General features: G+C 62.8%; 23 protein-coding genes and 2 riboswitches. Of the genes, 10 read left to right on the top strand and 13 right to left on the bottom strand.

Features of this window, described 5'->3' with window-relative positions; translation table 11 throughout:
• Positions 1-45: 45 nt before the first annotated feature.
• The 9 genes from GRI34_RS00250 (at position 46) to mmsB (ending at position 8,751) form a co-directional block, all read left to right on the top strand.
• Positions 46-1,119, top strand: coding sequence for a PLP-dependent cysteine synthase family protein (locus GRI34_RS00250; RefSeq protein ID WP_160594225.1), 1,074 nt, complete (start codon positions 46-48; stop codon positions 1,117-1,119).
• A 26-nt stretch (positions 1,120-1,145) separates the two neighbouring features.
• On the top strand, positions 1,146-2,360 hold the full coding sequence (locus tag GRI34_RS00245) for a DUF819 family protein (protein ID WP_160594224.1): 1,215 nt from the start codon (positions 1,146-1,148) through the stop codon (positions 2,358-2,360).
• Between the two features lie 89 nt (positions 2,361-2,449).
• Complete coding sequence (locus tag GRI34_RS00240; protein WP_160594223.1) at positions 2,450-3,946, top strand: CoA-acylating methylmalonate-semialdehyde dehydrogenase; 1,497 nt, start codon at positions 2,450-2,452, stop codon at positions 3,944-3,946.
• Between the two features lie 5 nt (positions 3,947-3,951).
• Entirely contained in the window at positions 3,952-4,248 is a 297-nt protein-coding gene (locus GRI34_RS00235; RefSeq protein WP_267903942.1) for an I78 family peptidase inhibitor, read from the top strand.
• On the top strand, positions 4,245-4,634 hold the full coding sequence (locus GRI34_RS00230; protein ID WP_160594221.1) for a RidA family protein: 390 nt from the start codon (positions 4,245-4,247) through the stop codon (positions 4,632-4,634). Before GRI34_RS00235 ends, GRI34_RS00230 begins: the two co-directional genes overlap by 4 nt.
• 48 nt (positions 4,635-4,682) lie before the next feature.
• On the top strand, positions 4,683-5,828 hold the full coding sequence (locus GRI34_RS00225) for an acyl-CoA dehydrogenase family protein (RefSeq protein WP_160594220.1): 1,146 nt from the start codon (positions 4,683-4,685) through the stop codon (positions 5,826-5,828).
• Positions 5,829-5,836: 8 nt separating this feature from the next.
• Positions 5,837-6,892, top strand: a complete 1,056-nt coding sequence (locus tag GRI34_RS00220) for an enoyl-CoA hydratase/isomerase family protein (RefSeq protein ID WP_160594219.1) — start codon at positions 5,837-5,839, stop codon at positions 6,890-6,892.
• Entirely contained in the window at positions 6,889-7,671 is a 783-nt protein-coding gene (locus GRI34_RS00215; protein ID WP_160594218.1) for an enoyl-CoA hydratase-related protein, read from the top strand. The genes GRI34_RS00220 and GRI34_RS00215 overlap by 4 nt, the downstream gene beginning before the upstream one ends.
• A 213-nt stretch (positions 7,672-7,884) precedes the next feature.
• Positions 7,885-8,751, top strand: a complete 867-nt coding sequence (gene mmsB / locus GRI34_RS00210; protein ID WP_160594217.1) for a 3-hydroxyisobutyrate dehydrogenase — start codon at positions 7,885-7,887, stop codon at positions 8,749-8,751.
• Here the strand turns inward: mmsB and GRI34_RS00205 are convergent.
• The 11 genes from GRI34_RS00205 to GRI34_RS00155 form a co-directional block, all read right to left on the bottom strand.
• Positions 8,738-9,472, bottom strand: a complete 735-nt coding sequence (locus tag GRI34_RS00205; RefSeq protein WP_160594216.1) for an Nmad3 family putative nucleotide modification protein — start codon at positions 9,470-9,472, stop codon at positions 8,738-8,740. The genes mmsB and GRI34_RS00205 overlap by 14 nt on opposite strands.
• 16 nt (positions 9,473-9,488) lie before the next feature.
• Positions 9,489-11,096: an aminomethyl-transferring glycine dehydrogenase subunit GcvPB gene (gene gcvPB / locus GRI34_RS00200; RefSeq protein ID WP_160594215.1), complete on the bottom strand. Its 1,608-nt coding sequence runs from the start codon at positions 11,094-11,096 to the stop codon at positions 9,489-9,491.
• Positions 11,093-12,460: an aminomethyl-transferring glycine dehydrogenase subunit GcvPA gene (gcvPA, locus tag GRI34_RS00195; RefSeq protein WP_160594214.1), complete on the bottom strand. Its 1,368-nt coding sequence runs from the start codon at positions 12,458-12,460 to the stop codon at positions 11,093-11,095. Before gcvPA ends, gcvPB begins: the two co-directional genes overlap by 4 nt.
• 11 nt (positions 12,461-12,471) lie before the next feature.
• Positions 12,472-12,927, bottom strand: a complete 456-nt coding sequence (locus tag GRI34_RS00190; protein WP_160594213.1) for a hypothetical protein — start codon at positions 12,925-12,927, stop codon at positions 12,472-12,474.
• On the bottom strand, positions 12,927-13,298 hold the full coding sequence (gene gcvH, locus GRI34_RS00185; protein ID WP_090477853.1) for a glycine cleavage system protein GcvH: 372 nt from the start codon (positions 13,296-13,298) through the stop codon (positions 12,927-12,929). Before gcvH ends, GRI34_RS00190 begins: the two co-directional genes overlap by 1 nt.
• Positions 13,299-13,303: 5 nt before the next feature.
• On the bottom strand, positions 13,304-14,491 hold the full coding sequence (gene gcvT, locus GRI34_RS00180) for a glycine cleavage system aminomethyltransferase GcvT (RefSeq protein ID WP_234028100.1): 1,188 nt from the start codon (positions 14,489-14,491) through the stop codon (positions 13,304-13,306).
• 54 nt (positions 14,492-14,545) lie between these two features.
• A riboswitch (glycine riboswitch) is annotated at positions 14,546-14,649 on the bottom strand.
• Positions 14,650-14,746, bottom strand: a riboswitch (glycine riboswitch). It lies immediately after the preceding riboswitch.
• Positions 14,747-14,802: 56 nt separating this feature from the next.
• Positions 14,803-17,415: a methionine synthase gene (gene metH, locus GRI34_RS00175; RefSeq protein WP_160594212.1), complete on the bottom strand. Its 2,613-nt coding sequence runs from the start codon at positions 17,413-17,415 to the stop codon at positions 14,803-14,805.
• Positions 17,415-18,455: a homocysteine S-methyltransferase family protein gene (locus tag GRI34_RS00170; RefSeq protein ID WP_160594211.1), complete on the bottom strand. Its 1,041-nt coding sequence runs from the start codon at positions 18,453-18,455 to the stop codon at positions 17,415-17,417. The genes metH and GRI34_RS00170 overlap by 1 nt, the downstream gene beginning before the upstream one ends.
• Positions 18,456-18,457: 2 nt before the next feature.
• Positions 18,458-19,357 (bottom strand): methylenetetrahydrofolate reductase [NAD(P)H], encoded by a 900-nt coding sequence (gene metF, locus GRI34_RS00165; RefSeq protein WP_160596324.1) that lies wholly within the window; start codon positions 19,355-19,357, stop codon positions 18,458-18,460.
• 17 nt (positions 19,358-19,374) lie between these two features.
• Positions 19,375-20,334 carry an ArsR/SmtB family transcription factor gene (locus GRI34_RS00160; protein WP_160594210.1) on the bottom strand — a complete coding sequence of 320 codons (960 nt, stop codon included), beginning with the start codon at positions 20,332-20,334 and terminating at the stop codon, positions 19,375-19,377.
• A 23-nt stretch (positions 20,335-20,357) separates the two neighbouring features.
• Positions 20,358-20,525 (bottom strand): hypothetical protein, encoded by a 168-nt coding sequence (locus GRI34_RS00155; protein ID WP_160594209.1) that lies wholly within the window; start codon positions 20,523-20,525, stop codon positions 20,358-20,360.
• Positions 20,526-20,591: 66 nt separating this feature from the next.
• Here GRI34_RS00155 and GRI34_RS00150 point away from each other — a divergent pair, with 66 nt between their 5' ends.
• On the top strand, positions 20,592-22,622 hold the full coding sequence (locus tag GRI34_RS00150; RefSeq protein ID WP_160594208.1) for a glycoside hydrolase family 3 C-terminal domain-containing protein: 2,031 nt from the start codon (positions 20,592-20,594) through the stop codon (positions 22,620-22,622).
• A 42-nt stretch (positions 22,623-22,664) separates the two neighbouring features.
• Here the strand turns inward: GRI34_RS00150 and GRI34_RS00145 are convergent, their stop codons facing one another.
• Complete coding sequence (locus GRI34_RS00145; protein ID WP_160594207.1) at positions 22,665-24,089, bottom strand: aldehyde dehydrogenase family protein; 1,425 nt, start codon at positions 24,087-24,089, stop codon at positions 22,665-22,667.
• Positions 24,090-24,164: 75 nt separating this feature from the next.
• Positions 24,165-26,021 (bottom strand): beta-galactosidase, encoded by a 1,857-nt coding sequence (locus GRI34_RS00140; RefSeq protein WP_160594206.1) that lies wholly within the window; start codon positions 26,019-26,021, stop codon positions 24,165-24,167.
• Between the last annotated feature and the right edge of the window lie 61 nt (positions 26,022-26,082).

Here is a 26,082-nt window from a genome sequence, read left to right as displayed (position 1 = left end):
GGGGCGGCGGCTTCACCTTCGCGGCCAAGCCTATAGAAGGGCCGGATGACGACGAACCGCGAATGGGTGAACTGGGCGATCGGCCGGATCGAAGCCGATTTCAATCGGTCTGCGGACACGCATCTCATCCCCCTGCCCGTCCCCGCGCTTCCGGACATAGCCATCTATCTCAAGGACGAATCCAGCCACCCGACCGGCAGCCTCAAGCACCGGCTCGCCCGCTCGCTGTTCCTGTACGGCCTGTGCAATGGCTGGATCTGCGAGGGCACGGCCATCGTCGAGGCATCGAGCGGGTCGACCGCAGTGTCGGAGGCTTATTTTGCCCGGATGCTGGGCCTCCCCTTTATCGCCGTGGTGCCCAGGACGACGGCGCAGGCGAAGATCGATGCGATCGCTTTCTACGGCGGCAAGTGCCACTTCGTCGATAATCCCGGCGAGATGTATGACGCAGCGCAGGCCCTCGCCCATGATCTGAATGGCCATTACATCGACCAATTCACCTTTGCCGAGCGGGCGACGGACTGGCGCAGCAACAACAATATCGCAGAATCGATCTTCGCCCAGATGGAGCGCGAGCCGCATCCGGTGCCGCGCTGGATCGTATGCGGAGCCGGGACCGGCGGGACATCAGCTACCATCGGCCGCTTCGCCCGCTACAACCGCCACGACACCAAGGTCTGCGTTGCCGATCCCGAAGGCTCGGTCTTCCACCGCCATTGGGCCGACCGGTCGGTCGAGCGCGTCGACCATCCCTCGGGCTGCATCGAAGGGATCGGTCGCCAGCGGGTGGAGCCCAGCTTCCTGCCCGATGTGGTCGATGCCATGGAAGCCGTGCCCGACGCCTGCTCCATCGCAGCCGCGCACGAGGTGAGCGAACGGCTCGGGCGGCGCTGCGGCGGATCGACCGGCACCAATGTCTGGGCCTGCGCCAAGATCGCTGCCGACATGGCAGAGCGCGGCCTCAAGGGTTCGATCGTCTCGATCCTGTGCGATGACGGCGCGCGCTATGCGGACACGATTTTCGACGATGATTGGCTGGCGGACAAAGGCTTCGACATCCTCCCCCAGCGCAAGAAAATCGCCCATTTCTTCGAAACCGGCACTTTCGCTGCCGGCTGATACAGCCCCTCCGGGAGAGATTTCACTTGATTACCGACGACCGCATCATCCTTGGCCTCCTGGGCCTGGTGCTCGCCTTCGTATTCGTGACGCGCGATCGGCCCGGATGGCAGAAGTTCTACACTTTCGTGCCGATCATCCTCGTCTGCTACCTCGTGCCCTCGCTGATGGTCACCTTCGGCCTCATCGATGTGAGCGAGAGCAATCTCTGGACCGTGGCGAAGGACTTCTTCCTGCCCGCAGCGCTGTTCCTGATGACGCTCAGCATCGATTTGAAGGGCATCCTTGGCCTTGGCAGCAAGGCGATCATCATGTTCCTGACCGCGACGCTGGGCATCGTGATTGGCGGCCCCCTCGCGCTCTATATCGTCGCGCAATTCGATCCCTCGATCATCGGCACCGGACAGGACGCGGCATGGCGCGGCCTGGCCACTCTGGCGGGCAGCTGGATCGGCGGCGGAGCGAACCAGACCGCGATGCTGGAGGTCTATGGCTACAACATCGAGAAATATTCAGCGCTCATCGCGGTCGACATTATCGTCGCCAACATCTGGATGATCTTCCTGCTCTACGGTGCAGGCGCGAGCGAGAAGGTCGACCGCTGGCTCGGTGCGGACAGCAGCGCGATCGACCGGCTGCGCGACAAGATGGCCGATTACACCAGCTCGGTAGAGCGTGTGGCGACGGCGAACGATTACGTCCTGCTGTTCGGAGCGACACTGGCTGTGGTCGGCCTGTGCCACCTTGCAGGCACCATGCTGGGCGGGTTCTTCGCCGAATTGCAGGGCGAAGAGGCAACGCTGGCGAGCAGTTTCTTCTGGGTCGTCGTGGTGGCGACCACGCTCGGCCTTGCCGCCAGCTTCACCCGCGCGCGCAACCTGGAAGGCGTCGGCGCGAGCAAGTTCGGCACGCTTTTCATCTTCCTGCTGGTGGCGATCATCGGCACCAAGATGGACGTCACGCAGCTGGGCGATGCGCCCGGCTTCATGGCCGTGGGCCTCATCTGGATGCTCTTCCACGTCATCCTGCTGCTGCTGGTGGCAAAGCTGATCAAGGCGCCGTTCTTCTTCGTCGCCGTCGGCAGCAAGGCGAATGTCGGCGGTGCCGCTTCGGCGCCCGTCGTGGCGGCCGCGTTCCATCCGGCACTGGCCCCGGTCGGCGTGCTGCTGGCAGTGCTCGGCTATGCGCTCGGCACCTATGGCGCGATCCTGTGCGCGCAGATGATGGCGGCGGTCGGATAGACCCGAAAGGCAAAGGTTTCATCTGAAACCGGTTGATTTCGGAGCATCTGCTTGCCACAGCCGTTGGCAAGAAAAGAGAGGATTCCCCCATGCGTCAGGTTGACCATTTCATCGCCGGTGGACCCACCGGTTCCGCCACCCGCAAGCACCAGATCTGGAACCCGTCCACGGGCGAAGTCCAAGCCGAAGTGGCGCTGGGCGATGCCGCCCTGCTGCAGAAGGCCGTGGACGAAGCGAAGAAGGTCCAGCCCGAATGGGCGGCGACCAATCCGCAGCGCCGCGCCCGCGTGATGTTCGAATTCAAGCGCCTCGTCGAAGCCAACAAGCAGGAACTCGCCGAGCTGCTCTCGAGCGAACACGGCAAGGTCGTCGAGGACGCGCATGGCGATGTGCAGCGCGGCCTCGAAGTCATCGAGTTTGCTTGCGGCATCCCGCAGGCGCTGAAGGGCGAATACACGCAGGGCGCAGGCCCCGGTATTGATGTCTATTCGATGCGCCAGCCGCTCGGCATCGGTGCGGGCATCACCCCGTTCAACTTCCCTGCCATGATCCCGATGTGGATGTTCGGCATGGCGATCGCCGCCGGCAACGCCTTCATCCTGAAGCCGTCCGAGCGCGATCCCTCCGTGCCCGTGCGCCTCGCCGAACTGTTCGTGGAAGCCGGCGCGCCCGAGGGCCTGCTGCAGGTCGTCCATGGCGACAAGGAAATGGTCGACGCGATCCTCGACCATCCCGATATTCCGGCGATCAGCTTCGTCGGCTCCTCCGATATCGCGCAGTATATCTACTCGCGCGGCACGGCGAACGCGAAGCGCGTGCAGGCATTCGGCGGCGCGAAGAACCACGGCATCGTCATGCCCGACGCCGATCTCGACCAGGTGGTGAACGACCTCGCTGGAGCCGCTTTCGGCTCGGCAGGCGAACGCTGCATGGCTCTGCCCGTAGTCGTTCCTGTGGGCGAAGACACGGCGGATCGCCTGCGCGAAAAGCTGATCCCTGCCATCAACGCGCTGCGCGTCGGCGTCTCCAACGATCCCGAAGCGCATTACGGCCCCGTCGTCACGCCGGAGCATAAGGCACGCGTCGAAAGCTGGATCGATACGGCCGAAAAGGAAGGCGCGGAAGTCGTGATCGACGGCCGCGGCTTCAGCCTGCAGGGTCACGAGGACGGCTTCTTCGTCGGCCCGACGCTGCTCGACCGCGTCACGCCCGGCATGGAAAGCTACAAGGAAGAAATCTTCGGCCCGGTCCTCCAGATCGTGCGCGCCAAGGATTTCGAGGACGCGGTCCGCCTGCCGAGCGAGCACCAGTACGGCAACGGCGTCGCCATCTTCACCCGCAACGGCCACGCCGCGCGCGAATTCGCCAACCGTGTGAATGTCGGCATGGTCGGCATCAACGTGCCTATCCCGGTGCCGGTCAGCTACCACAGCTTCGGCGGCTGGAAGCGCTCGGGCTTCGGCGACATCGACCAGTACGGCATGGAAGGCCTGAAATTCTGGACCAAGGCCAAGAAGGTCACGCAGCGCTGGCCCGACGGCGGCGGTGACGGCTCCAACGCCTTCGTTATCCCGACGATGGGATAATGGCGATGCGTGTTCCCTTCTTCGTATTCACCCCCCTCGCCCTCGGAGCATGCGCGACCGTTTCGGTGCAGGACGAATTGCCGCCACCTCGCGATCCGGGATCGTGTGACGCAGATGCCGTCCAGTCCCACCTCGGGCACGAGGCGACTTCGGACATGGGCGCGGCAATCCTCGCAGAAAGCGGCGCGCGGACCCTGCGCTGGGGCCCGCCGGACTCCGCATGGACGATGGATTACCGCGAAGACCGGTTGAACGTGCGGTACGATCGCGACATGAAGATCACCGCGGTCACCTGCGGATGAGCGAGCGGCAACGGGCGTCCTCGGGTTCGCCGTTCGAGGATCAATTCGGTTTCTGCCGCGCGGTAAGGGACGGCAATCGCATCGTGGTCGCCGGCACCGGCCCGATTGAGGATGACGGGTCGAGCACCGCAGGCGATGCCGTCGCACAGGCCGCGCGCTGCTGCACACTGATCGTCCGGGCAATCGAGCAACTCGGCGGCTCGGCTGCGGATGTCGTGCGCACCCGCATGTTCCTCACCGATTTCGACGACCAGGCCGCCGTCGGCGAAGTCCACGCGCGCTTTTTCGGCGATGCCAAACCGGCCGCAACGATGGTCGGCTGCGCATGGCTTTGCCGCAAGGAATGGAAAGTCGAAATCGAGGCGGAAGCAATCGTTAAAGGCTGAGGCCGCCCACCCCTTCCCTTGCCCCCGCGAGAGGTTTAGAGCGCCCCCATGACAGGACAATTCCAGCTTACCGAAGAGCAGCTCGCGATCCAGGAAATGGCGCAGCGCTTCACCGCCGACAACATCACGCCCTTCGCCGGCGAATGGGACGAAAAGAGCCACTTCCCGCGCGATGTGATCAAGAGCACCGCCGAACTCGGTTTCGGCGCGATCTATGTCTCCGAAGAGAGTGGCGGCATCGGCCTTGGACGCCTCGAAGCCGCGCTGATCATGGAAGCCATGGCCTATGGCTGCCCGACGACCAGCGCCTTCATCTCGATCCACAACATGGCGAGCTGGATGATCGACCAGTTCGGGTCGCAGGACGTGAAGGACCGCTACCTTCCCGACCTCGTCAGCATGGAAAAGATCGCCAGCTATTGCCTTACCGAACCCGGCAGTGGCTCCGACGCGGCGGGCCTGAAGACCAGCGCCGTGCTGGATGGCGACCATTACGTGCTGAACGGCACCAAGCAGTTCATCTCGGGCGGCGGCGTCAACGACGTCTACGTCACCATGGTCCGCACCTCCGAACACAAGACCAAAGGCATCACCTGCCTGGTGATCGACAAGGACACGCCCGGCGTATCCTTCGGCAAGCCGGAAAAGAAGCTCGGCTGGAATGCCTCGCCCACCGCGCAGGTGATCTTCGAAGATGCGCGCGTGCCGGTCGCAAACCGCGTCGGTGACGAGGGCGAAGGGTTCCGCTTTGCCATGATGGGCCTCGACGGCGGACGCCTCAACATCGGGGCGTGCTCTCTCGGCGGTGCGCAGCGCTGCCTCGACGAGGCCGTGGCCTACACCAAGGACCGCAAGCAGTTCGACACGCCGATCGCGGACTTCCAGAACACGCAGTTCATGCTGGCCGACATGGCGACCGACCTCGAAGCCTCGCGCGCGCTGCTCTATCTCGCGGCCGCCAAGGTGACCGACAACGCGCCCGACAAGTCGCGCTTTTCCGCCATGGCCAAGCGCCTTGCGACCGACAATGGCAGCAAGATCGTCAACGACGCGCTGCAGCTGTTCGGCGGTTATGGCTACTTGAAGGAATACCCGATCGAGCGGTTCTGGCGCGACCTGCGCGTCCACTCGATCCTCGAAGGCACGAACCAGGTCATGCGCATGATCGTGGGCCGCGACCTCCTGCGCCAGTGAGCACCGACATGACTGACGACATCCTCATCCATACCCATGGCCGCGTCGGCCATATCAGCCTCAACCGCCCGAAGGCGCTGCATGCGCTGACGCTCGACATGTGCCACGCGATGAGCGCGGCGCTTACCGAGTGGGCGAATGACGACGCCATCGAAGCGGTCATCCTCGACCATTCCGAAGGGCGCGGTTTCTGCGCGGGCGGCGATATCAACCTGCTGCGCCATTCCGCCCTAAATGACGGTGGGGAAAGCGGCCGCAAGTTCTTCCATGACGAGTACCAGCTCAACCACCAGATGATGACCTATGGAAAGCCCATCGTGGCCTTCATGGACGGCATCACCATGGGCGGCGGCGTGGGCATCGCCCTGCCCTGCACCTATCGCGTCGCGACCGAGAACACCCGTTTCGCCATGCCCGAAACCGGCATCGGCCTGTTCCCGGACGTGGGCGGCGGCTGGCACCTCTCGCGCCTTGGCGGGCGGCTGGGCGAATTCCTTGCGCTGACCGGCGCGCGGCTCGACGGGGCGGAATGCCTCTGGGCCGGTATCGCCACCCATTACGTGCCGAGCGAAATGATACCCGAGGTCAAGGCACGCATCATCGACAAGCCCGACCGTATCCGCGGCATCCTCTCCGAACCCGTAGGCACCCCGCCCAAGGCACGGATCGAGGGCAATGCCGACAAGATCGCGAAGCACTTCGCCTCCGACCGCTATGAAGGCATTCTCGCAAGCCTCGAAAAGGCGGCCGATGATGGTGACGAATGGGCGGCCAAGGAACGCGACACGCTGGGCACCAAGAGCCCGCAGACCTGCAAAGTCGCGCTGCGCCAGCTGGCAACCAGCCGCGAGCTCGACAGTTTCGCCGACAACATGGCGATGGAATACCGCATCGCCAGCCGCGTGCTGACCCGCCCCGACTTTGCCGAGGGCGTGCGTGCAGTGATCGTGGACAAGACCAACGACCCCAAATGGGATCCGGCAACGCCCGAGGGCGTGAGCGAGGAACTGCTCGACAGCATCTTCGCCCCGCTTCCCGCAGACGAGGAATGGAAACCCCTATGAGTTACGAGACCATCACCGTCGAACAGCGCGATGCGGTCACGCTGATCACGCTCAATCGACCCAAGGCGCTGAATGCGCTGAACAGCCAGGTTCTGGAAGAGCTGACCGAAGCGTTTGCCGCCTACCAGGCCGACAGCAACCAGCTTTGTGCCGTTCTCACCGGTTCGGGCGACAAGGCCTTTGCCGCTGGTGCCGACATCAAGGAAATGAGCGAGAAGGCGGCTGCCGACTTCTATCTCGAAGACTTCTTCTCGCCCTGGACCAGCGAGATCGTGAAGAAGACCCGCAAGCCGTGGATCGCCGCGGTGAACGGCTTTGCGCTCGGCGGCGGGTGCGAGCTTGCCATGATGGCGGACTTCATCATCGCCAGCGAGAACGCCAAGTTCGGCCAGCCCGAAATCAAGCTGGGCGTTGCCCCCGGGATGGGCGGCTCGCAGCGCCTGACCAAGGCCATCGGCAAGTCGAAGGCGATGGAAATGTGCCTGACAGGCCGCATGATGGGCGCCGAGGAAGCCGAACGCAGCAACCTCGTCGCGCGCGTGGTTCCGCATGACGAATTGCTCGACGATGCGATGAAGACCGCCGCGCAGATCGCCTCGATGCCGCCGATGGCCGCAATCGCGAACAAGGAAATGGTCAATGCCGCTTTCGAGACCAGCCTCGACCAGGGCCTGATCATCGAGCGCCGCATCTTCCAGATCCTCACCGCGAGCGAGGACAAGAAGGAAGGCATGGCCGCCTTCGTCGAAAAGCGCGAAGGCAAGTGGAAGGGGCGTTAAGCCAACGCCCTTTCCTACAAGACTGCGCTGGCGATAGGTGCGCTTTCAACGAAAGTTCGTCGCCTCAGAAAAGCGGGCGCACAGTGTAAACTTCGGATTCCGATGAATAACTGTTAAAAATCAGGTGCATGGAATCTAATCGCAAGGGCGACACACTGTCGCCTTTGTCACCCAATCGAAGCCCGACGAAGACCGGGTATACGGAGAGAGATCATGAAAATCGCCTTCATCGGCCTCGGCAACATGGGCGGCGGGATGGCCGCGAACCTCGTGAAGGCGGGGCACAACGTGCTTGCCTTCGATCTCGACGAGGAAGCGCGGCAGAAGGCCGACGATGCCGGGTGCACGACCTTCAGCGAGCCTGAGTGGGCTGTCGAAGATGCCGAAGCCGTGGTGACCATGCTTCCCAATGGCGGGATCGTGAAGTCGGTCTATGAAGGCAGCGTCATCGGCAAGGCCCCCGCAGGCGCGGTGCTGCTCGACTGCTCGACCATCGATGTCGCCACAGCCAAGGAAGTTATCGCCACAGCCGAAGCCGCCGGATGCGACATGGTCGACGCCCCCGTTTCAGGCGGGATCGCGGCGGCCAATGGCGGCACGCTCACCTTCATGGTCGGCGGGACCGAGAAGGCCTTCGCGCGTGCCGAGGAAGTGCTTCAGGCGATGGGCAAGGCGGTCATCCACGCAGGCGATGCGGGCGCGGGCCAGACGGCCAAGATCTGTAACAACATGCTGCTTGCCATCTCGATGATCGGCACCGCCGAAGCGATGAAGATGGCCGAAAAGCTCGGCCTCGATCCGCAGAAGTTCTACGAGATCAGCTCGCAGTCCTCCGGCTATTGCTGGTCGCTCAACGCATATACGCCGATGCCCGGCGTGGGCGTCGAAAGCCCGGCGGACAATGACTACAAGGGTGGCTTTGCGACGGCGCTGATGCTGAAGGACCTGCGCCTCGCGATGGATGCGGCAAAGGACGTCGATGCGACCACCGTGCTCGGCGCGAAAGCGGCGGAGATCTACGAGGAACTCGCCAAGGAACACGGCGGCCTCGATTTCTCCTCGGTGATCAAGACGCTCTGAGGTCTTCCAGTACCGCCGCGAGCCATTCGCGCGGAGCCTTGCGCCGACCGATGTCGGCCACGAATTCCTGGCCGCGCGCGACGCTCTTCAGCCTGCGTCCGCGAAGCCAGCGATCCGCGCGGTCGTGATAGGTTAGCCCGCCGCGCTTTAGCCAAGAGGGCCGGTTCCACAGCGATGGCGGCCCTTCCTCGACCGTGAGCCGCAATGCGGGTAAGGCGCGGTTGGCCGTGCCACCCGGCCCGACATAAAGGCAGTCGTTGCTGCCGTGCATGGCCAGCGCGTGCGGGTGGTGGTGTGCTTGGAATTCTTTGCGTTCTTCGTCACCGCAGCTTGCAAGATGAACAATGCGCTCCACCTCCATCCAGCCGAAGATGCGGTGATGGGGCTCGCCGCTGTCCTCTTCGCGGAACAGGCCGAAAAAGAGGAAGACATCGCCCTCGCCGACGCCCTGATTGGCGAGATGCGTCTGCGCCGCGCCGACCTGTCCGAAGATGCAGGTGCCGTCGCCCGTGAACATCGGGTCATGGTGGCAGAGGTCTTCCTCACCAAGCTTGCCCCGGCTGGCAGCCTGCGCGTGTCCGCCAAGACCCAGCGCACCATAGCTCGTGTTCGAAGCCGCGCCGGCGGGAATCGGCAGGCTCAAGGGCACACCGTCCACGATCGGCGAGGCACCGCCGCCTGCCGCGCTGTCGAATCCCTTGCGGCTGAAGACGATCTTCATGACCGCCGCCTGGCGATCAACGTCCGCCCTGCTCGCTCATCGTCGGCTGGCCCGAGGGCGCCACCGGTTCCTCATACGCCAGCACCGGCTTGCGCGCCGCCAGCGTTTCGTCGAGGCGACGACGCGGTGCGTAATGCGGCGCGGTCTTCAGTGTCGCATCGCCGGCCTTGGCCCGTCCCGCCACACTGCGCAGCGCGGCGATGAACTGATCGAGCGCGGCCTTGCTCTCGGTCTCGGTCGGCTCGATCAGCATCGCGCCATGCACCACCAGCGGGAAGTACATGGTCATCGGGTGATAGCCCTCGTCGATCAGCCCCTTGGCGAGATCGAGCGTCGAGATATCCTCTGCAAAACCGTCGTCGGAGAACAGCGCTTCGTGCATACACGGCCCGCTCGGCCCGAAAGGCGCATCAAGCACGTCGTCGAGGCTGCGCAGCACGTAATTGGCGTTGAGCACCGCGTCTTCCGCTACCTGCTTCAGCCCGTCGGCACCGTGGCTGAGCATATAGGTCAGGGCGCGGGTGAACATGCCCATCTGGCCGTGGAAAGCGGTCATGCGGCCGAATGCCTGCGTATGGCCGTACTGATCTGCGTTCTCTTCCTCGACGAGGTGTACCTCGCCATCCTCGTCGCGCACCACGTAGGGCAGCGGTCCGAACGGGGCGAGCGCTTCGGACAGCACGACCGGGCCGGAACCCGGGCCGCCGCCGCCATGCGGGGTTGAAAAGGTCTTGTGCAGATTGATGTGCATCGCATCGACGCCGAGGTCGCCGGGGCGGACCTTGCCGACGATGGCGTTGAAGTTCGCGCCGTCGCAATAGACGAAACCACCGACTGCGTGCACCGCGTCCGAGATCGCCTTCATGTCGCGCTCGAACAGGCCGCAGGTGTTGGGGTTGGTGATCATCACCGCAGCCACATCGGGGCCGAGGCGCGCCTTGAGCGCTTCGAGATCGACACGGCCTTCGGCGGTCGCGGGAATATCCTCAACCTCGTACCCTGCGAAGGCAGCGGTTGCCGGGTTGGTGCCATGGGCACTTTCGGGGACCAGCACGACCTTGCGCGCATCGCCGCGCGCTTCAAGCGCGGCGCGAATGCACAGAATGCCGCATAGCTCGCCATGCGCACCCGCCTTCGGGCTCATCGCGACACCGTGCATGCCGGTGAGATCGATCAACCAGTTTGCGAGCTCGTTGATGACTTCCAGCGCGCCGGGCACGGTCTGGACCGGCTGCAGCGGGTGGACATCGGCAAAGCCGGGCATGCGCGCGACCTTTTCGTTGAGACGAGGGTTGTGCTTCATTGTGCAACTGCCCAGCGGGAAGAAGCCGAGGTCGATGCCGTAGTTCTGGCGTGACAGGCGCGTGTAATGGCGCACCGCTTCAGGTTCGGAGAGGCCGGGCAGGCCGATGGCCTCCGCGCGGTCCATGCCTCCGAGACGCGTTGCAGCGCTCGAAGGTTCGGGCAGGTCGACGCCGGTCGTCTCGACGTGGCCGACCTCGAACAGCAGCGGCTCTTCGAGCATCAGCGCGCGGTTGCCGGTGACGGTGTCGGGGCCGCTCATCGCATTGTGATCTTCGACCGGAGTGCCGGGCTTCCAGCCGGACTGGTTCGGAGCGCTCATGACAGCACCTCCTCGAGAGCGGAGGCAAGGGTCTCGATGTCCTCCTCGGTGGTGGTTTCGGTAACGGCGACCAGCAGGCCGTCGGCCAGGTCGGCATTGTCCGGGAACAGCCGTCCGAGCGATACGCCGGCCAGGATGTCACGCTCGGCAAGCGTGCGTACTACCTTGCGCGCATCTGTGCCGAGCCGGATCGTGAATTCGTTGAAGAAGCTGTCGTTCAGGACGGTGACGCCTGGCACCTTCGAGAGGCGCTCTACCGCGTGGCAGGCAAGGCGGTGGTTCTCCAGCGCCAGACGCCGGAGGCCCTTTTCGCCAAGCAGCGTCATGTGCACGCTGAATGCCAGTGCACAGAGCCCGGAGTTGGTGCAGATGTTCGACGTCGCCTTCTCGCGGCGAATATGCTGTTCGCGCGTCGACAGCGTCAGGACGAAGCCGCGCTTGCCTTCTGCGTCCACGGTCTCCCCGCACAGGCGGCCCGGCATCTGGCGAACGTGCTTCTGGCTGGTGACCGCGAACAGGCCGAGATACGGTCCCCCGAACTGGAGGCCGACGCCCAGCGACTGCCCTTCACCCACCACGATATCCGCACCCATTTCTCCGGGCGACTTGATTGCGCCCAGAGCCACGGGCTCCGTATTGACGACGATCAGCAGCGCGCCCTTCTCGTGCGCCGCATCGGCGATGGGTTGGAGGTCGGTCACGCGGCCGAGGATGTCAGGATACTGGACGACCACGCAGCTGGTGTCGTCGTCGATCCGTGCGATCAGCCCGTCATTGTCGGGCTGTGCCTGCAAGGCGGGACTCGCATGCGCGATCTCGTCTTCGGTGAACTTCGCCATGGTCTTCACGACCTCGGCGTAATGGGGATGCAAGGCGCCCGAGAGCACGACCTTGCGCTTCTTGCCGCGCGCGATCCGGCTGGCCATGGCCACCGCCTCCCAGCAGGCAGTCGAGCCATCGTACATCGAGGCATTGGCCACATGACAGCCATAGAGCCGCGCGACCTGCGTCTGGAACTCGAACAGCATCTGCAGCGTGCCCTGCGCGATTTCCGGTTGGTAGGGCGTGTAGGCGGTAAGGAATTCGCCGCGCTGGATGATGTGATCGACGCTGGCCGGGACGTGGTGCTTGTACGCCCCTGCCCCAAGGAAAAACGCTGCATCGGACGCTGCAAGATTCTTCTTCGACAGCCGCCGCATGTGCTTTTCGACCGCCATTTCGCTGGCATGCATGGGCAAGCCCTCGATCGGGCCGGTCAGCCGCGCCTCTTCGGGCACGTCGGAAAACAGCGCGTCCACATCGGGCGCACCGATCGTCTCAAGCATTGCCGAACGATCGGCTTCGGTCAGGGGTAGGTAGCGCATCAAAACTCTCGTCAAAGAACCAGTTTTATCGAATGGGGTCGGATATCGTCGCAGCGGTCGAAACACCCAAAGCTCGTTCCGCTCTCGTCAGGCGGCACCTTCCACGTGGCATTGATTTCCCCGCGAATGACCACCTCGCTGAATTGCATCAGACGGGCGCGGTCATCGAAAGCGTCATTGCCACCGATTCCCAGACCACGATCGAATGCTGGCATCCACTCCTCGTCAGGAAGCTCGTCGTAAGCCGCAACCTTTCTCGCATCCTCCAGCGAACTGAATATTGCACAGTTGTTGCCGCCACACTGGCCCAGCCAGCCAATGATCTCGATCACCTTGCCGTCAAGCTTACTGTCTTCCGAGGAGATATCTTCAAGAACCTCGGCGACGGTGTACGCATCGGCGGGCGCCGAAAAGGCACAGCCCCCCAGCATTAGCGCAAAGCAAGAAGTTGCCAGCGCGCTACGCATCAAAGCTCGTCGCAGAAGCTCTTGTAGGCCTTGTCGTCCATCAGCCCTTCAAGCTGGGACTTGTCGGAAACGGTCATGCGGAAGAACCAACCGTCTTCCTCGGGCGAGGTGTTGACCAGCGCCGGATCGTCTTCGAGCGCGGAATTGGCTTCCGTCACTTCACCGCTGATGGGCGCGTAGACGTCGCTCGCGGCCTTGACGCTTTCGACCACGGCAGCGTCCTTGCCCTTTTCCAGCATGGTGCCGCTTTCAGGCAGTTCGACGAACACGATATCGCCAAGCTGACCCTGCGCGTAATCGGTGATACCGACCGTGGCAGTGTCGCCTTCCAGGTCGATCCATTCATGTTCTTCGGTGAAATAACGGGCCATCAGTCTCACTTCCCTCTGTGATAGCGGTGGGGGACGAAGGGCATGGTCGTGACCTTCGCGGGCAGTCTCTTGTTACGAACCTCGACCTCGACCTCGGTTCCCGGTTCGATGTGGCTTTTTTCAAGATAGCCCATCGCGATCGGGTGCCCGAGTGATGGCGAGAAGCCGCCGCTGGTGATGCGGCCGATTTCGGCATCGTCGTCGAAAACCTTGGCCCCTTCGCGGGCAGGCAGGCGTCCTTCGAAGGTCAGGCCAACGCGCTTGCGTGCGGGGCCGGAGTTGAAGACATCCATCACTTTTTCATGGCCCATCCAGCCGCCTTCCTCGCGGCGGCGCTTGGTCAGCGCAAAGCCGAGATCGGCCGAGACGGGATCGGTTTCGGTCGTGATGTCGTGGCCATAAAGCGGCAGGCCGGCTTCGAGGCGCAGGCTGTCTCGCGCGCCGAGGCCGCAGGGGCGAACCTCGATTTCAGCACAAAGGCGATCGCACAGGCTCTCGGCAAATTCGGCAGGCACCGAGATTTCGAAACCGTCTTCGCCGGTATAGCCCGCGCGCGTGATGCGCAGCGGCCATTCGCCGAAATCGTGAATCACGCTCTCCATGAAGATCATATCTTCGATGGTGTTACGCATGACGCGGTTGAGCGCGGTGGCAGCGTTGGGGCCTTGCAGGGCTACCAGCGCGTGCTCGTCCATGTGGGTCAACGTGACTTCGTCGGGCAGGTGCTCGCGAAGGTGGGCGATATCGTCCCATTTCATCGCGCCGTTGACGACGAGGTAGTAGGCCGGGTCGCCCCAATGCCCCTCGGTGCCAGCTTCCTCGTCGGCCTCGATCCACGGTGTGGCATTGGTGACCATGAGGTCATCGAGGATTCCGCCGTCCTCGTCGATAAGGAGCGAATAGCGCACCTTGCCGGGCTTCAGCGTGGTGATCGCGCCGGGCAGCAGCTTTTCCAGCTCCGCTGCGACGTTTTCGCCGGTCAGCATCAGCTGGCCCATGTGGCTGACATCGAACAGGCCCGCCTGGCTGCGCGTCCATTCATGCTCGGCAACGATCCCGCCGCCCGATTCCGCCGAATACTGGATCGGCATTTCATAGCCCGCGAACGGCACCATGCGGGCGCCCTTGCGGCGATGCCAGGCATCCAGCGGCAGCTGTTCGATTTCCTGCGGTGTGTCGGTATTATCGCTCAAGACGCATCCCTTGGTGGCAAGCATGGAAGCGCCGCGAACGGCGCTGAAACAACCCATGCCCCCTCTGTCGGGAAACCTGAGAGACTGGCGCGCAAATGAGCACGCGTACCCCTTCGGTGGTCCGCCGCGGCTGCGACAAACGCTTTCCAGAGTGTCGATGGCAGCGCACGGTCCCTTGGCCTGAGAGTTTCCGGGGCGGTTGCTCCTTCGGCGCCGGGCGGGTGTCCCCCGCACAGGCTCTCCCATGCGCGCCTGCCGCAGAATCGCTCCTGCGGCCGACGGTTCAGCCCTGCGCGATCACGGCGCTGCGGTCAATCCAGATTGGGCCTCAACCAGCGCTCCGCGGTCGCAATATCCACACCGCGGCGCGCGGCGTAATCTTCCAGCTGGTCGCGACCGATCCGGGCGACGCCGAAATACTGGGATTCCGGGTGTCCGAAATAGAAACCGCTGACCGCTGCCGTGGGATACATGGCGAAGTTTTCCGTCAGGGCCAGGCCGGTGTACTTTTCCGCGTCGAGCAGGTCGAAGAGGATGGGCTTGAGGCTGTGGTCGGGGCACGCAGGATAGCCTGGCGCAGGACGGATGCCGCGGTACTCTTCCTTGATCAGCGCCTTATTGGTTAGCTGTTCCTGCGGCGCGTAGCCCCACAGGTCGGTGCGCGTGAACTGGTGTAGACGCTCTGCGAAGGCTTCCGCGAAACGGTCGGCCAGTGCCTTGAGCAGGATGTCGGAGTAGTCGTCCTTATCCTCGAGGAAGCGCTTGGAATGCGGCTCTATCCCGTGGATGCCGACGGCGAACCCGCCGATCCAGTCGCCCGCCGGGTCGATGAAATCGGCCAGGCACATATTAGCGCGGTCGCGCGACTTCTTCACCTGCTGGCGCAGGAACGGCAGGACCACGTGCTCTTCGCGATTGACGCGGTGGATGGTGACATCGTCCCCGTCCCGCGCGCAGGGCCAGAAGCCGGCCACGCCTTTGGCGGTTAGCCACTTTTCCTCGACGATCCGGTCGAGCATGGCGTTGGCATCATCGAACAGCTGCTGGGCAGTTTCGCCGACCACATCATCAGTCAGGATTGCCGGATAGTTCCCGTGCAATTCCCACGCCCGGAAGAACGGCGTCCAATCGATATATTCGCGCAGGTCCGCCAGGTCCCAATCATCGAAGGGATGGATTCCCGGCCTTAGTGGCGGGGCCGCCTTGTCGGACAGGAAGGCGTCGTAAAAATTCGCGCGTGCCTCTTCGATCGGGAGCAGGACACTCTGACCCTTGCCAGCCCGCGCATCGCGTACCTTCTGGTAGTCGGCGGCTGTCGTATCGACGAATTCGTCACGCTGGGTGTCGGATAGCAGGCGGCTGGCAACGCCAACCGCGCGGCTCGCGTCGAGCACGTGGATCACGGGCCCGTCATAAGCGGGATCGATGCGTAGCGCCGTGTGGACCTTGCTGGTGGTCGCGCCGCCGATCAGCAGCGGCATCGTCATCTCCTCGCGCTGCATTTCCTCCGCCACGGTGACCATCTCGTCCAGCGAAGGCGTGATGAGACCCGACAGTCCGATCATGTCGGCCTTCTCGTCCCGGGCAGTCTGGAGGATCGTGGACCAAGGCACCATGACGCCGAGATCGATGACCTCGTAGCCGTTACATTGCAGAACCACGCCGACGATATTCTTGCCGATATCGTGGACGTCACCCTTTACGGTGGCCATCACGATCTTGCCCTTGGACTGGTCAGCAAGGCCGGACGCTTCCTTTTCGGCTTCGATAAAGGGGATGAGGTGGGCGACCGCCTTCTTCATGACGCGTGCGGATTTCACCACCTGGGGCAGGAACATCTTGCCGCTGCCGAACAGGTCGCCGACGACGTTCATGCCGTCCATCAGCGGGCCTTCGATCACCTCGATCGGACGGTCGAACTGCTGGCGCGCCTCTTCGGTATCGCTGACTACATGCGCATCGATACCCTTGACGAGCGCATGCTCGAGCCGGCGCGCAACATCCCAGCTGCGCCATTCCTCGGCGGCCTTTTCGTCAGCGGCGGTCTTGCCCTTGTAGCTTTCGGCAAGGTCGATCAGCCGCTCTGTGGCGTCCTCGCGGCGCATGAGGATGACGTCCTCGCACGCTTCGCGCAGTTCGGGGTCGATCTGGTCATAGACGTCGAGCTGGCCCGCATTGACGATTGCCATATCGAGCCCGGCGGGGATCGCGTGATAGAGGAAGACCGAGTGCATCGCGCGGCGCACGGTTTCGTTGCCGCGAAAGCTGAAGGAGAGGTTGGACAGTCCGCCACTGGTCTTGGCATGCGGACAACGCTGCTTGATCTCGCGCACCGCCTCGATGAAATCGAGCCCGTAGCGGTCATGCTCTTCGATCCCGGTTGCCACGGCAAAAATGTTCGGATCGAAGATGATGTCTTCGGCGGGAAAATCGATCCCGGTCAGCAGGTCGTAAGCGCGCGCACAGATTTCGACCTTGCGCTCTTTCGTATCGGCCTGCCCGGTTTCGTCGAAAGCCATCACGACCACGGCCGCGCCGTAATCCATGCAAATGCGTGCGTGTTCGAGGAAAGCCTCTTCGCCTTCCTTCATGCTGATCGAATTGACGATCGGCTTGCCCGAAACGCATTTGAGCCCCGCCTCGATCACTTCGAATTTCGAACTGTCGATCATTACCGGGACGCGAGCGATGTCGGGTTCGGCGGCGATCAGCTTGAGGAAGGTTTTCATCGCCTTCTCGGCGTCGAGCAGGCCTTCGTCCATGTTGACGTCGATTATCTGCGCGCCGTTCTCAACCTGCTGGCGCGCGACTTCGACGGCGGTGTCGTAATCGTCGGCCATGATGAGTTTCTTGAACCGGGCCGAGCCGGTCACATTGGTGCGTTCGCCGATATTGACGAAGCGGGCAGTGGTAAGGTCACTCATCAGGCAGCAATCGTGAAAGGTTCAAGTCCGGCGAGGCGCATTTCAGCCTCGCTGTCCGGGACACTGCGCGGCGTCAGCCCTTCGACGGCGCGGGCCATCGCGGCGATATGATCCGGCGTGGACCCGCAGCATCCGCCCAGCGCATTGATGCGCCCATTTTCCGCCCACACGCGGGTCAGCGCGGCGGTCGTCTCAGGCACCTCGTCATATTCACCGAGATCGTTCGGCAGGCCCGCATTGGGATAGGCCATGAGGTAGGTGTCGGCGATGTCAGACAGGATCTGGACGTGGGGCCGCAATTGCTCCGCCCCGAAGCTGCAATTGAGGCCGATCGTCAAAGGCTTGGCGTGTCGCACCGTATGCCAGAACGCCTCCACCGTGTGGCCGGACAGGTTGCGCCCCGAAAGGTCGGTCAGGGTGAGCGAGATCATCAGGGGGATGTCCTGCCCGAGCTCACGCTCCAACTGCTTCACAGCCATGATCGCTGCCTTGCAATTGAGCGTATCGAAGACCGTTTCCACCAGGATGAAATCGGCCCCGCCCTCGATCAGCGCTGCGCATTGTTCGCGGTAGACGTAGACGATCTCGTCGAAGCTCACCTCACGGTATCCGGGGTCTTCGACATCCGGCGAAAGGGACAGGGTCTTGTTGGTCGGCCCCACCGCCCCTGCCACGAAACGCTGGACCCCGTCCTCGCGTGCATCAATTGCCTCACGGATGATGCGGGCGGCGGAAACGTTGATCTCGCGCACAAGTCCCTCGGCACCGTAATCCGCCTGGCTGATCCGGTTGGCGTTGAAGGTATTGGTCGCAAGGATATGCGCACCTGCATCGATGTAGCTGTCGCAAATCTTGCGGATCACTTGCGGCTGGGTGAGGTTGACCAGGTCGTTATTGCCCTTCTGGTCCTGCGTCAGGTCTGTGCCCGCCGCATAGTCCTCGGGCGCAAGATTGGCGCGTTGGATCTCGGTGCCATAGGGCCCGTCCTTGATCAGGATGCGCTGCGCTGCAGCGGCGATGAAGTCGTCTCTCTTGGACATTGTCAGGCCTTCGGTCGCAGGCCGAGCATATGGCAAATTGCGTAGCTCAGCTCGGCGCGGTTGAGAGTGTAGAAATGGAACTGGCGAACGCCGCCGGCATACAGGCGGCGGCACATTTCGGCGGCGATCGTAGCTGAAACCAATTGCCGGGCATCGGGCTTCTCGTCGAGCCCTGCAAACAGCCCTTCCATCCAGTCGGGGATGCCGGTTCCGCACAGTCCGCTCATGCGCTGGACCGCTCCGAAACTCAGCACCGGCATGATCCCAGGCACGATCTCGCCCTCGATCCCGGCGGCGACGGCCTTGTCGCGGAAGTCGAAGAAACATTCCGGCTCGAAGAAAAACTGGGTGATCGCGCGGGTCGCGCCGGCATCGAACTTGCGTTTCAGATTGTCGAGGTCGGCCTGGCGATCGGGAGAATCCGGGTGGACCTCGGGATAGGCGGCGACCGAAATTTCGAAATCGGCCACGCGCTTCAGGCCCGCAATGAGTTCGACCGCATTGGCATAACCACCGGGGTGCGGCTTATAGGCGGTGCCGCCCTCGGGGGGGTCGCCGCGCAGCGCGACGATATGCCGCACGCCCTCTTCCCAATATTCGCGGGCCACGGCGTCGACTTCCTCGCGCGTCGCATTGACGCAGGTCAGGTGAGCCGCAGCAGGCATCGAGGTTTCGGTCACGATCCGGCGGACCGCCGCATGGGTTCGCTCGCGTGTGGATCCACCCGCGCCATAGGTGACCGAAACGAAGCGCGGCGAGAGCGGGGCAAGCGTTTCGACGCTATCCCAAAGGGTCTGCGCCATCTTGTCGCTCTTGGGCGGGAAAAATTCGAAGCTGACCTCAATGTCGCCGGCAAGTCCGGAGAATAGCGGCGTCTCGAGGGCGCGCTGCGCTTCACGCATCTGGTTGAGTGTCGGGCTCACATTACTTTCCTTGCTCGGGCCGCATCGCGGCGCGCGACCCATATTTTGACTGCCAGTTCGCCATCCTCGAGCGAAATCGGGTTGGATGGCTCGTATCCCGCCTCGGAGAGCAGCCCCGCCATGTGGTCATCGGCAAAACCCAACCGTGCATGGGCATGGCGCTCGCGCAAGTCCTCGCGGTGGTGGGCAGCAAAGTCCACAATAGCGATCCTGCCGCCCTCCTGCGTCACACGTGCGGCTTCCGCCAATACGGGGCTCGGATCGGTTGCGAAATGCAGCACTTGGTGAAACAGGACAGTATCGAAGCTGTCTTGCGGGAACGGGAGAGAGGCGAAGTCCCCCTGCATCAGCTCCACACGGTCGGTAGGCAGATGCTGTAGCTTGGCACGGGCCACGCGCAACATGGCAAGGCTCTTGTCCAGCGCGACGATGTGATCCGCTTTTTCGGCGAACAGCTCCGCCATCCGGCCCGTTCCCGTGCCGATGTCGAGCAGGCGTCCGAGCCCTCCTTCTCCCAAGGCGGATCGCAAGGCGCTTTCCACTTCGTCGTCGGAGGAATGGAGGCGGCGCAGTTCGTCCCAATCGTGGGCATGATCCGCGAAATACTGCTCTGCCTGATGCTCTCTTGCAGAACGGATTTCGGAAAGTTTGCGTCGATCGCCTTCGCACAGGGTTCCGAAATCCGCGTCCACCTCTTCCGCCTGGCAGAGAAGGTCAAGGACATCACCGCATAATGGCGTATCGCTGCGCGCACGAAGGAATATCCAGCTACCTTCACGACGACGCTCGGCCAGTCCGGCGTCGCACAGGATCCCGATGTGGCGGGACACACGCGGCTGGCTCTGCCCGAGCACCTGCGCAATTTCCCCCACCGCGAGTTCCATCGACCCCAAAAGGCGCACGATGCGCATCCGGGTCGGATCGGAAAGGGCACGGAAGATTGCTTCGGTCCGCATTTCGCGAAGATATAAAGATATTTTTATATCTGTAAATCGCCAGTCCGGAATTTGACGAAACGAGCGATTTTCGCGGTCGAACCGCCACCGGCGATAACCGTTAATTTACCACTGATTGGCACAGTTCCTCCCTGAATTTCCTGCGCCTTGCCGATGTCGGCGGTCGCATCTTCGGGAGGATCGATGCCCAAGCATTTTCAGCCCTGGCCAAGGCCGGTGCGACAGCTCGACGCGGGCTGGATCGAAGGTGCGGGCTCATGATTCACGGATTTCCCGATCCAGATGGCGAACGGGTGGTCGCTGACCTCCTCGCTTACATGACGACCGAAGAGAAGGCCGGTCAGCTTGCCGTGGTGGCCGCTCCGGATCATCAGGACCGCGCAGAGGTCGAACGCTTCACGCAAGCCGTGCGCAGTGGCCGCGTGACAGCGGTGGAAGGTATCTCCTCGAAAATCCAGGCGGAAGCTTTCCAGCAGATCGCGATAGAGGAATCCCGGCTTGGCATTCCCCTCCTGTTCCCGATGGAAACCGGGACCGGGATCGAAACGATCTTTCCTACCCCGCTGGCTGCAGCCGCAAGCTGGGACATGGAAGCGATTGCCGGTGCCGAAGCCGTCATTGCAGAGGAAGCCCATACGCTGGGTTGCAACTGGGCGTTGTCACCCGATGCTGGATACTTGCCTTCCTCGTCCGAGGCCGACAATTCTCGCGACGATCAGGTCGATCTCGTCGCCGCGATCGCGGCTGCGCGGGTGCGAGGATTGCAAGCCAATGGAGAGCCCGGCCGCGAGGGTGTGCTTGCTTGCCTTGACCTCGCAGCAATAGTCGGACGGGCTGCATCGGGAAGCGCCCAGGACAAGGACATTGCCGAAGCCATGCGCATCGCCGCTAGCGTTGTGAAGCAAGGCTATCTGGGCTCGATTTCCGTAGGAGGCGGCAATGTGCAACGACGCCGTGCCGCTCGCAAGGCATTCTCCTTCCTCAAGGAGGCCGGCGCTTTCGACGGCATTATTCTGTCGGAATGGAAATCTCTCGCTGCTGCTGCGCGTGACAGCGAACCCATCGAAAGCGGTGACTCCATGCCTGTCGACGCACTCGTGGCGGCTATCGAGAAGGGCAAACTGCCGCTCGCTCGCCTCGACGACGCAGTATCGCGGGTGTTGCGCGCGAAATATGCGTTGGGCCTGTTCACCTTGCCACTCGGCAAAGAGGCCGTCCGCAGCAGGGGCAGCTTGCCGACGCCGATACAGAACCGGGAAACTGCCCTCAATCTTGCCAAGCGCTCGATCGTGTTGCTGCGCAACGAACCGGCCATGTTGCCGTTGGGCTTCGACTCCGGCGATATACTCGTAATCGGCGCCGCGGCAACAGACCGGAATGCCCCCCTTGCCGGGCGCAAGGGGCTTGCCGCAAGCTTGATCGACGGTCTCGAACAGCTTGGTATCCCGCACAAATTCGCGCCGGGGCTCGCCCTTCGTCACGATGCAGGGAACATCGGCCGGATGATCGAAGCGGACAGCATGGCGATCGGAATGGCTTGCGAAGCAGCAAAGCGGGCACGCACGGCCATCGTCGTGCTCGGCGGACGGGAAGGCAATGCTCTTGCGGAAGCCGAACGACAGCTTCTTGCCTCCCTGCGCACGGTAACCGATCGCATTGTACTGGTAACACTCGGCGCTGCGGCACTCGATCCCATCATCGGAAATGATCCGCTTGCCTGCGTCCTCCACGCCGGACAGCTCGGCACAATGAGCGGCCATGCGATCGCAGAGGTCCTAACTGGAGAAACGTCCCCGTCCGGGAAGCTTCCGGTCGCCATCAAAGAGGGCAACGGGAACCGTGGCCTGCCCTTCGGGCATGGCTTGCACTATGCAGACTTTGCATTGACCGATTTCACCCTCGATCTGGCCGCCGACCGCTTGGTGGCTAGCGTCCAGGTTCGGAACCTAGCGGATGTGGGCGGGATCGAGACAGTCCAGCTTTACCTGCGCCGCTATCGCGGAAACCACCTCCCCAGCCGCCTGAACCTGCGCGGGTTCGAGCGGGTCAAGCTGGCCCCTGGCGAACGCAGGACGGTGACGTTCGAAATCGGTCGCGACCAGATCGGCCAACATCGTGAGGACGGGCGTTATTTCACCGAGGGTGGTCGCTACGACGTGCGCATCGGCCTATCGTCCAAGCGCGTGCTCGGCGGTGAAATCGAACTGCCGGACGCCATCGCCAAAGCTATGAACAACCCTTTCGCCGGATCGGGATACGCGCCCCAGATCGGTCAGCGCAGAGCGTGAGCCGAGATGCCGCAGGTCGCGACACCTCGGCTCGATACCTGATCAAACCGCAGCGTCGCGCTTTACCGTGATGACCTGCGGGTTGGTGAATTCCTTCAGACCATCGAGACCGTATTCGGCACCGATGCCCGATTGCTTGTGTCCGCCGAATGGCGTGAAGGGCGAAAGCTGCATGAATTCATTGACCCAGACAGTGCCGGTTTCGAGCTGCTCTGCAATCTCGACGCCCTTTTCCGTATCCTTCGTCCAGACCGCGCCGGCGAGACCGTATTCGGAATTGTTCGCGCGCTCGATCGCTTCTTCGACCGTCGAGAATTTCATCAACGGCATGACCGGCCCGAACTGCTCTTCCGCCACGATGCGCGCATCTTCCGGCGGATTGTCGAGGATGGTGATCGGAACGTAATATCCGGTGCCCGAAGGATCGGTATCTCCGCCAGTCAGGAACTGGTAGCCATTGTCCTTCGCATCCTGGATCAGCTCGCAAACGCGCTCGAACTGCTTCTTGTTCTGGATCGGCCCGACCCCGGTGCCCTGCTGCGAACCGTCGCCGACGACGACACCCTTCGCATATTCGGCAATCGCCTTGCTGAGATCGTCATAGATGTCTTCGTGGATGTAAATCCGCTTGGCCGCGATGCAGACCTGGCCGGCGTTGGAGAAGCTCGACCAGAACAGCTGCTCGGCCACCTTTTCGACATCGGCATCGGGCAGGACGATGGAGGCGTCGTTGCCGCCAAGTTCCAGCGTGATGCGCTTCAGGTCGCGCGATGCGCCTTCCATGATCTTCTTGCCGGTGGCGGTGGAGCCGGTGAAAGTGATCTTGTCGATACCGGGGTGCTCGGTGATCATCGGTCCTAGTTCGTCGGGGCCGGTGATGATGTTGACCGTACCGGCAGGCACAACGTCCTTGATCAGTTCCGCAATGCGCAGCGTCGTAAGCGGGGTGAACGGCGACGGCTTGAGCACGATCGTGCACCCTGCCACGAGAGCGGGCACGATCTTCTGGATCGCCATCATGATCGGGAAATTCCACGGCACGATACCGCCGACCACGCCGACCGGTACGCGTCGCGTGCGCGACAGGCGCGTGTCGTCGTCCTGGTTGATCACATCGTCGAGGGTCAGGGTCGACTGCGCTGCGGCAAGTCCTGCTGCACCGTAGATTTCCTGCTGAGCCTGCGCATGGGGCTTGCCCTGCTCGCTGGTGAGGAGGCGATAAAGTTCTTCCGCATTGTCCTTGATCGCGGCCGCAATGCCCTGGACCACCTTCTGACGTTCATCCGCGCTCGTTTTCTTCCAGCTCTTGAAGGCGCTGCGGGCTGCATCGACGGCCCGGTCGAGTTCGTCCTTCGTGCACGACGGCACAACCCCGATAACCTGTTCGTTGGCGGGATTGACGACTTCGATCGTCTCGGAGGTGGTGATCATCTCTCCGTCGATCAGGTTGGCATAGGCTTTGGTCATCGTCTCTCTCCTCAAACGCAAGAATCGGTTGCTTATCGAGACCCTATAGGTCGAACGCCCAACCGACAATCCGACTCAATCGAAGGATATCTGCGCGGTCAGATAGTCGAAGGTGAATCGGGTGCTCCCGCAAGTGCGGTACCTTATCCCCTTCGGTAAAGCTTCGTGGGGCAAACCCGCATCGCTTGCTGCCCTTTCGACCAATCGTTCGAACATGCTTCCTTCCGGCCATGTGCAGCAAAGCCGGAGGTTGCGATGGCGATAGCTGCAAGCCTCTCCCGATCCCGCTACGAATTCCGGTTCCGCCTCGCCTTCATAGTGGTCGAGCCACCCCTTCGCAGTCCATCCATCTCCGGTCATCTGCAACCGGTCCGACAGGCTCTCGCTCCTGACGATCTTACCGCCGATCAGATCAGCGAAATCCTGATCGACCAAGCCGCCGGGAATTGCGAAATCCGTATCGCGTGTGGCTGTCCTCGGGCCGACGAGGATCTGGCCATCGAATCTCTTCAAGGCGTCGGCGAGACCCTCTGTCATCACCGGCAGGCAGGGGACCACGACCAGCGAATACCCGTCTAGTTCGGTTTCGGGAGGGACGATATCGACGTTGAGGCCCAATCGCCGCAGCGAGGAGTAGGCGGAGAATGCAGCCCACAGGGCAGAGCGCCCTTCCCCCTGCGGCTGGATCTGGGTGATCCATTCACTGTCGTAGGAGAAGATGAGCGCGACATGCTTGGGTGCTTCGCCGACCGCGCCGAGGTCTGCGATTTCTCGTCCAGCCGACGCTGCCTCGGCATAAGCGGGTACAGGCTCCCCGTCCGGCCTCAGCAGGCCTGCGTGCATCTGTTCCTGCGCCTTTGGAAACTGCCGCCAGCGAAAATAGCTGACCATTTCCGCCCCATGCGCGAAAGCTTCCAAGGTCCAGAGCCGGACCATTCCGGGTAGAGGTGCGGGATTGTAGCGCGCCCAATTGACCGGCCCCGGCTGCTGTTCGAGCACATTCCAGCGCCCGTCCTTCGCGCACCCGCGATAAAGGTCGTGGTGGAATGCGGCGATGTCGGGATGACCCTGACGCGCGAAGTCACGCTTTTCCTCCTCGGTGAAGCGGAACATCTCGAGGAAGCCGAGCGGGTAGCTGTCCCAGCCCAAAACATCGAGGTCCTGCGCAAGGTCGTGATGGTCGTAACCGGTGTAGAAACCCATCGCGTTGTGCATGATGTCGCGACCGGGTGATGCCTCGCGCAGGATCTCGACCTGCGCCCTGTTGAAGCGGATAACCTTGTCCGAAGAAAACCTACGGAAAGCCAGCCAGTGTGCCGGATTAGCTTCCGTCACTGTCTGGTTGGGTAGCTCGATTTCGTCGAAGGAACGGTATTCCATCGACCAGAACACATTGCCCCACGCTTCATTGAGCGTCGCGACAGAGCCATAAAGTTCGGCAAGCCAGCGGCGGAAGGCGTCGCGTGCGGCAGGCGAGAAGCTCTGCACCGTGTCATGGCAGCCGAACTCGTTATCGGTCTGCCAGCCGACCACACCCGGATGCTGTCCGTATCGCTGAGCCACGACACGCGTGATCCGGCGCGCTTCTTCGCCATAACCTTCGTGGCTGAAACAGTAATGCCGCCTCGAGCCGAACCCCCGCGGCTGTCCCTCGCGGTCGATTGCCAGCATGTCCGGCATGCTGTCGACGAGCCACTTCGGCGGCGTCGCGGTCGGCGTGCCCATGATGATGCCCAGCCCCGCCGAGTGCAGAATCTCGACCGCTCGGTCGAGCCAGTCCCAATCGTATTGTCCGGGCTCGGGCTCGATGCGGCTCCACGCGAATTCGCCGATCCGGACGCGGGTGAGCCCGATCTCGCGCATCTGGCGCGCATCCTCGGCCCAGCGTTCCTCGGGCCAGTGTTCGGGATAATAGCAAACGCCGAGGTGCATCACTGTCTCTCCATGTGCTTGCGTCTATCGCCGAATATGCGATGGATGCCAGCGTATTCGG

Source organism: Qipengyuania aquimaris (assembly GCF_009827445.1).
Lineage (GTDB): Bacteria > Pseudomonadota > Alphaproteobacteria > Sphingomonadales > Sphingomonadaceae > Qipengyuania > Qipengyuania aquimaris.
This window is presented reverse-complemented; position numbering and strand designations above follow the sequence as displayed.

What these genes read in the sequence shown, in the direction of transcription:
- GRI34_RS00250 (WP_160594225.1), top strand. Translation starts at nt 46, where the DNA reads ATGACGACGAACCGCGAATGGGTGAACTGGGCGATCGGCCGGATCGAA.
- GRI34_RS00240 (WP_160594223.1), top strand. Translation starts at nt 2,450, where the DNA reads ATGCGTCAGGTTGACCATTTCATCGCCGGTGGACCCACCGGTTCCGCC.
- GRI34_RS00235 (WP_267903942.1), top strand. Translation starts at nt 3,952, where the DNA reads ATGCGTGTTCCCTTCTTCGTATTCACCCCCCTCGCCCTCGGAGCATGC.
- GRI34_RS00230 (WP_160594221.1), top strand. Translation starts at nt 4,245, where the DNA reads ATGAGCGAGCGGCAACGGGCGTCCTCGGGTTCGCCGTTCGAGGATCAA.
- GRI34_RS00225 (WP_160594220.1), top strand. Translation starts at nt 4,683, where the DNA reads ATGACAGGACAATTCCAGCTTACCGAAGAGCAGCTCGCGATCCAGGAA.
- GRI34_RS00220 (WP_160594219.1), top strand. Translation starts at nt 5,837, where the DNA reads ATGACTGACGACATCCTCATCCATACCCATGGCCGCGTCGGCCATATC.
- GRI34_RS00215 (WP_160594218.1), top strand. Translation starts at nt 6,889, where the DNA reads ATGAGTTACGAGACCATCACCGTCGAACAGCGCGATGCGGTCACGCTG.
- mmsB (WP_160594217.1), top strand. Translation starts at nt 7,885, where the DNA reads ATGAAAATCGCCTTCATCGGCCTCGGCAACATGGGCGGCGGGATGGCC.
- GRI34_RS00205 (WP_160594216.1), bottom strand. Translation starts at nt 9,472, where the DNA reads ATGAAGATCGTCTTCAGCCGCAAGGGATTCGACAGCGCGGCAGGCGGC.
- gcvPB (WP_160594215.1), bottom strand. Translation starts at nt 11,096, where the DNA reads ATGAGCGCTCCGAACCAGTCCGGCTGGAAGCCCGGCACTCCGGTCGAA.
- gcvPA (WP_160594214.1), bottom strand. Translation starts at nt 12,460, where the DNA reads ATGCGCTACCTACCCCTGACCGAAGCCGATCGTTCGGCAATGCTTGAG.
- GRI34_RS00190 (WP_160594213.1), bottom strand. Translation starts at nt 12,927, where the DNA reads ATGCGTAGCGCGCTGGCAACTTCTTGCTTTGCGCTAATGCTGGGGGGC.
- gcvH (WP_090477853.1), bottom strand. Translation starts at nt 13,298, where the DNA reads ATGGCCCGTTATTTCACCGAAGAACATGAATGGATCGACCTGGAAGGC.
- metH (WP_160594212.1), bottom strand. Translation starts at nt 17,415, where the DNA reads ATGAGTGACCTTACCACTGCCCGCTTCGTCAATATCGGCGAACGCACC.
- GRI34_RS00170 (WP_160594211.1), bottom strand. Translation starts at nt 18,455, where the DNA reads ATGTCCAAGAGAGACGACTTCATCGCCGCTGCAGCGCAGCGCATCCTG.
- metF (WP_160596324.1), bottom strand. Translation starts at nt 19,357, where the DNA reads ATGCGTGAAGCGCAGCGCGCCCTCGAGACGCCGCTATTCTCCGGACTT.
- GRI34_RS00160 (WP_160594210.1), bottom strand. Translation starts at nt 20,334, where the DNA reads ATGCGGACCGAAGCAATCTTCCGTGCCCTTTCCGATCCGACCCGGATG.
- GRI34_RS00150 (WP_160594208.1), top strand. Translation starts at nt 20,592, where the DNA reads ATGATTCACGGATTTCCCGATCCAGATGGCGAACGGGTGGTCGCTGAC.
- GRI34_RS00145 (WP_160594207.1), bottom strand. Translation starts at nt 24,089, where the DNA reads ATGACCAAAGCCTATGCCAACCTGATCGACGGAGAGATGATCACCACC.
- GRI34_RS00140 (WP_160594206.1), bottom strand. Translation starts at nt 26,021, where the DNA reads ATGCACCTCGGCGTTTGCTATTATCCCGAACACTGGCCCGAGGAACGC.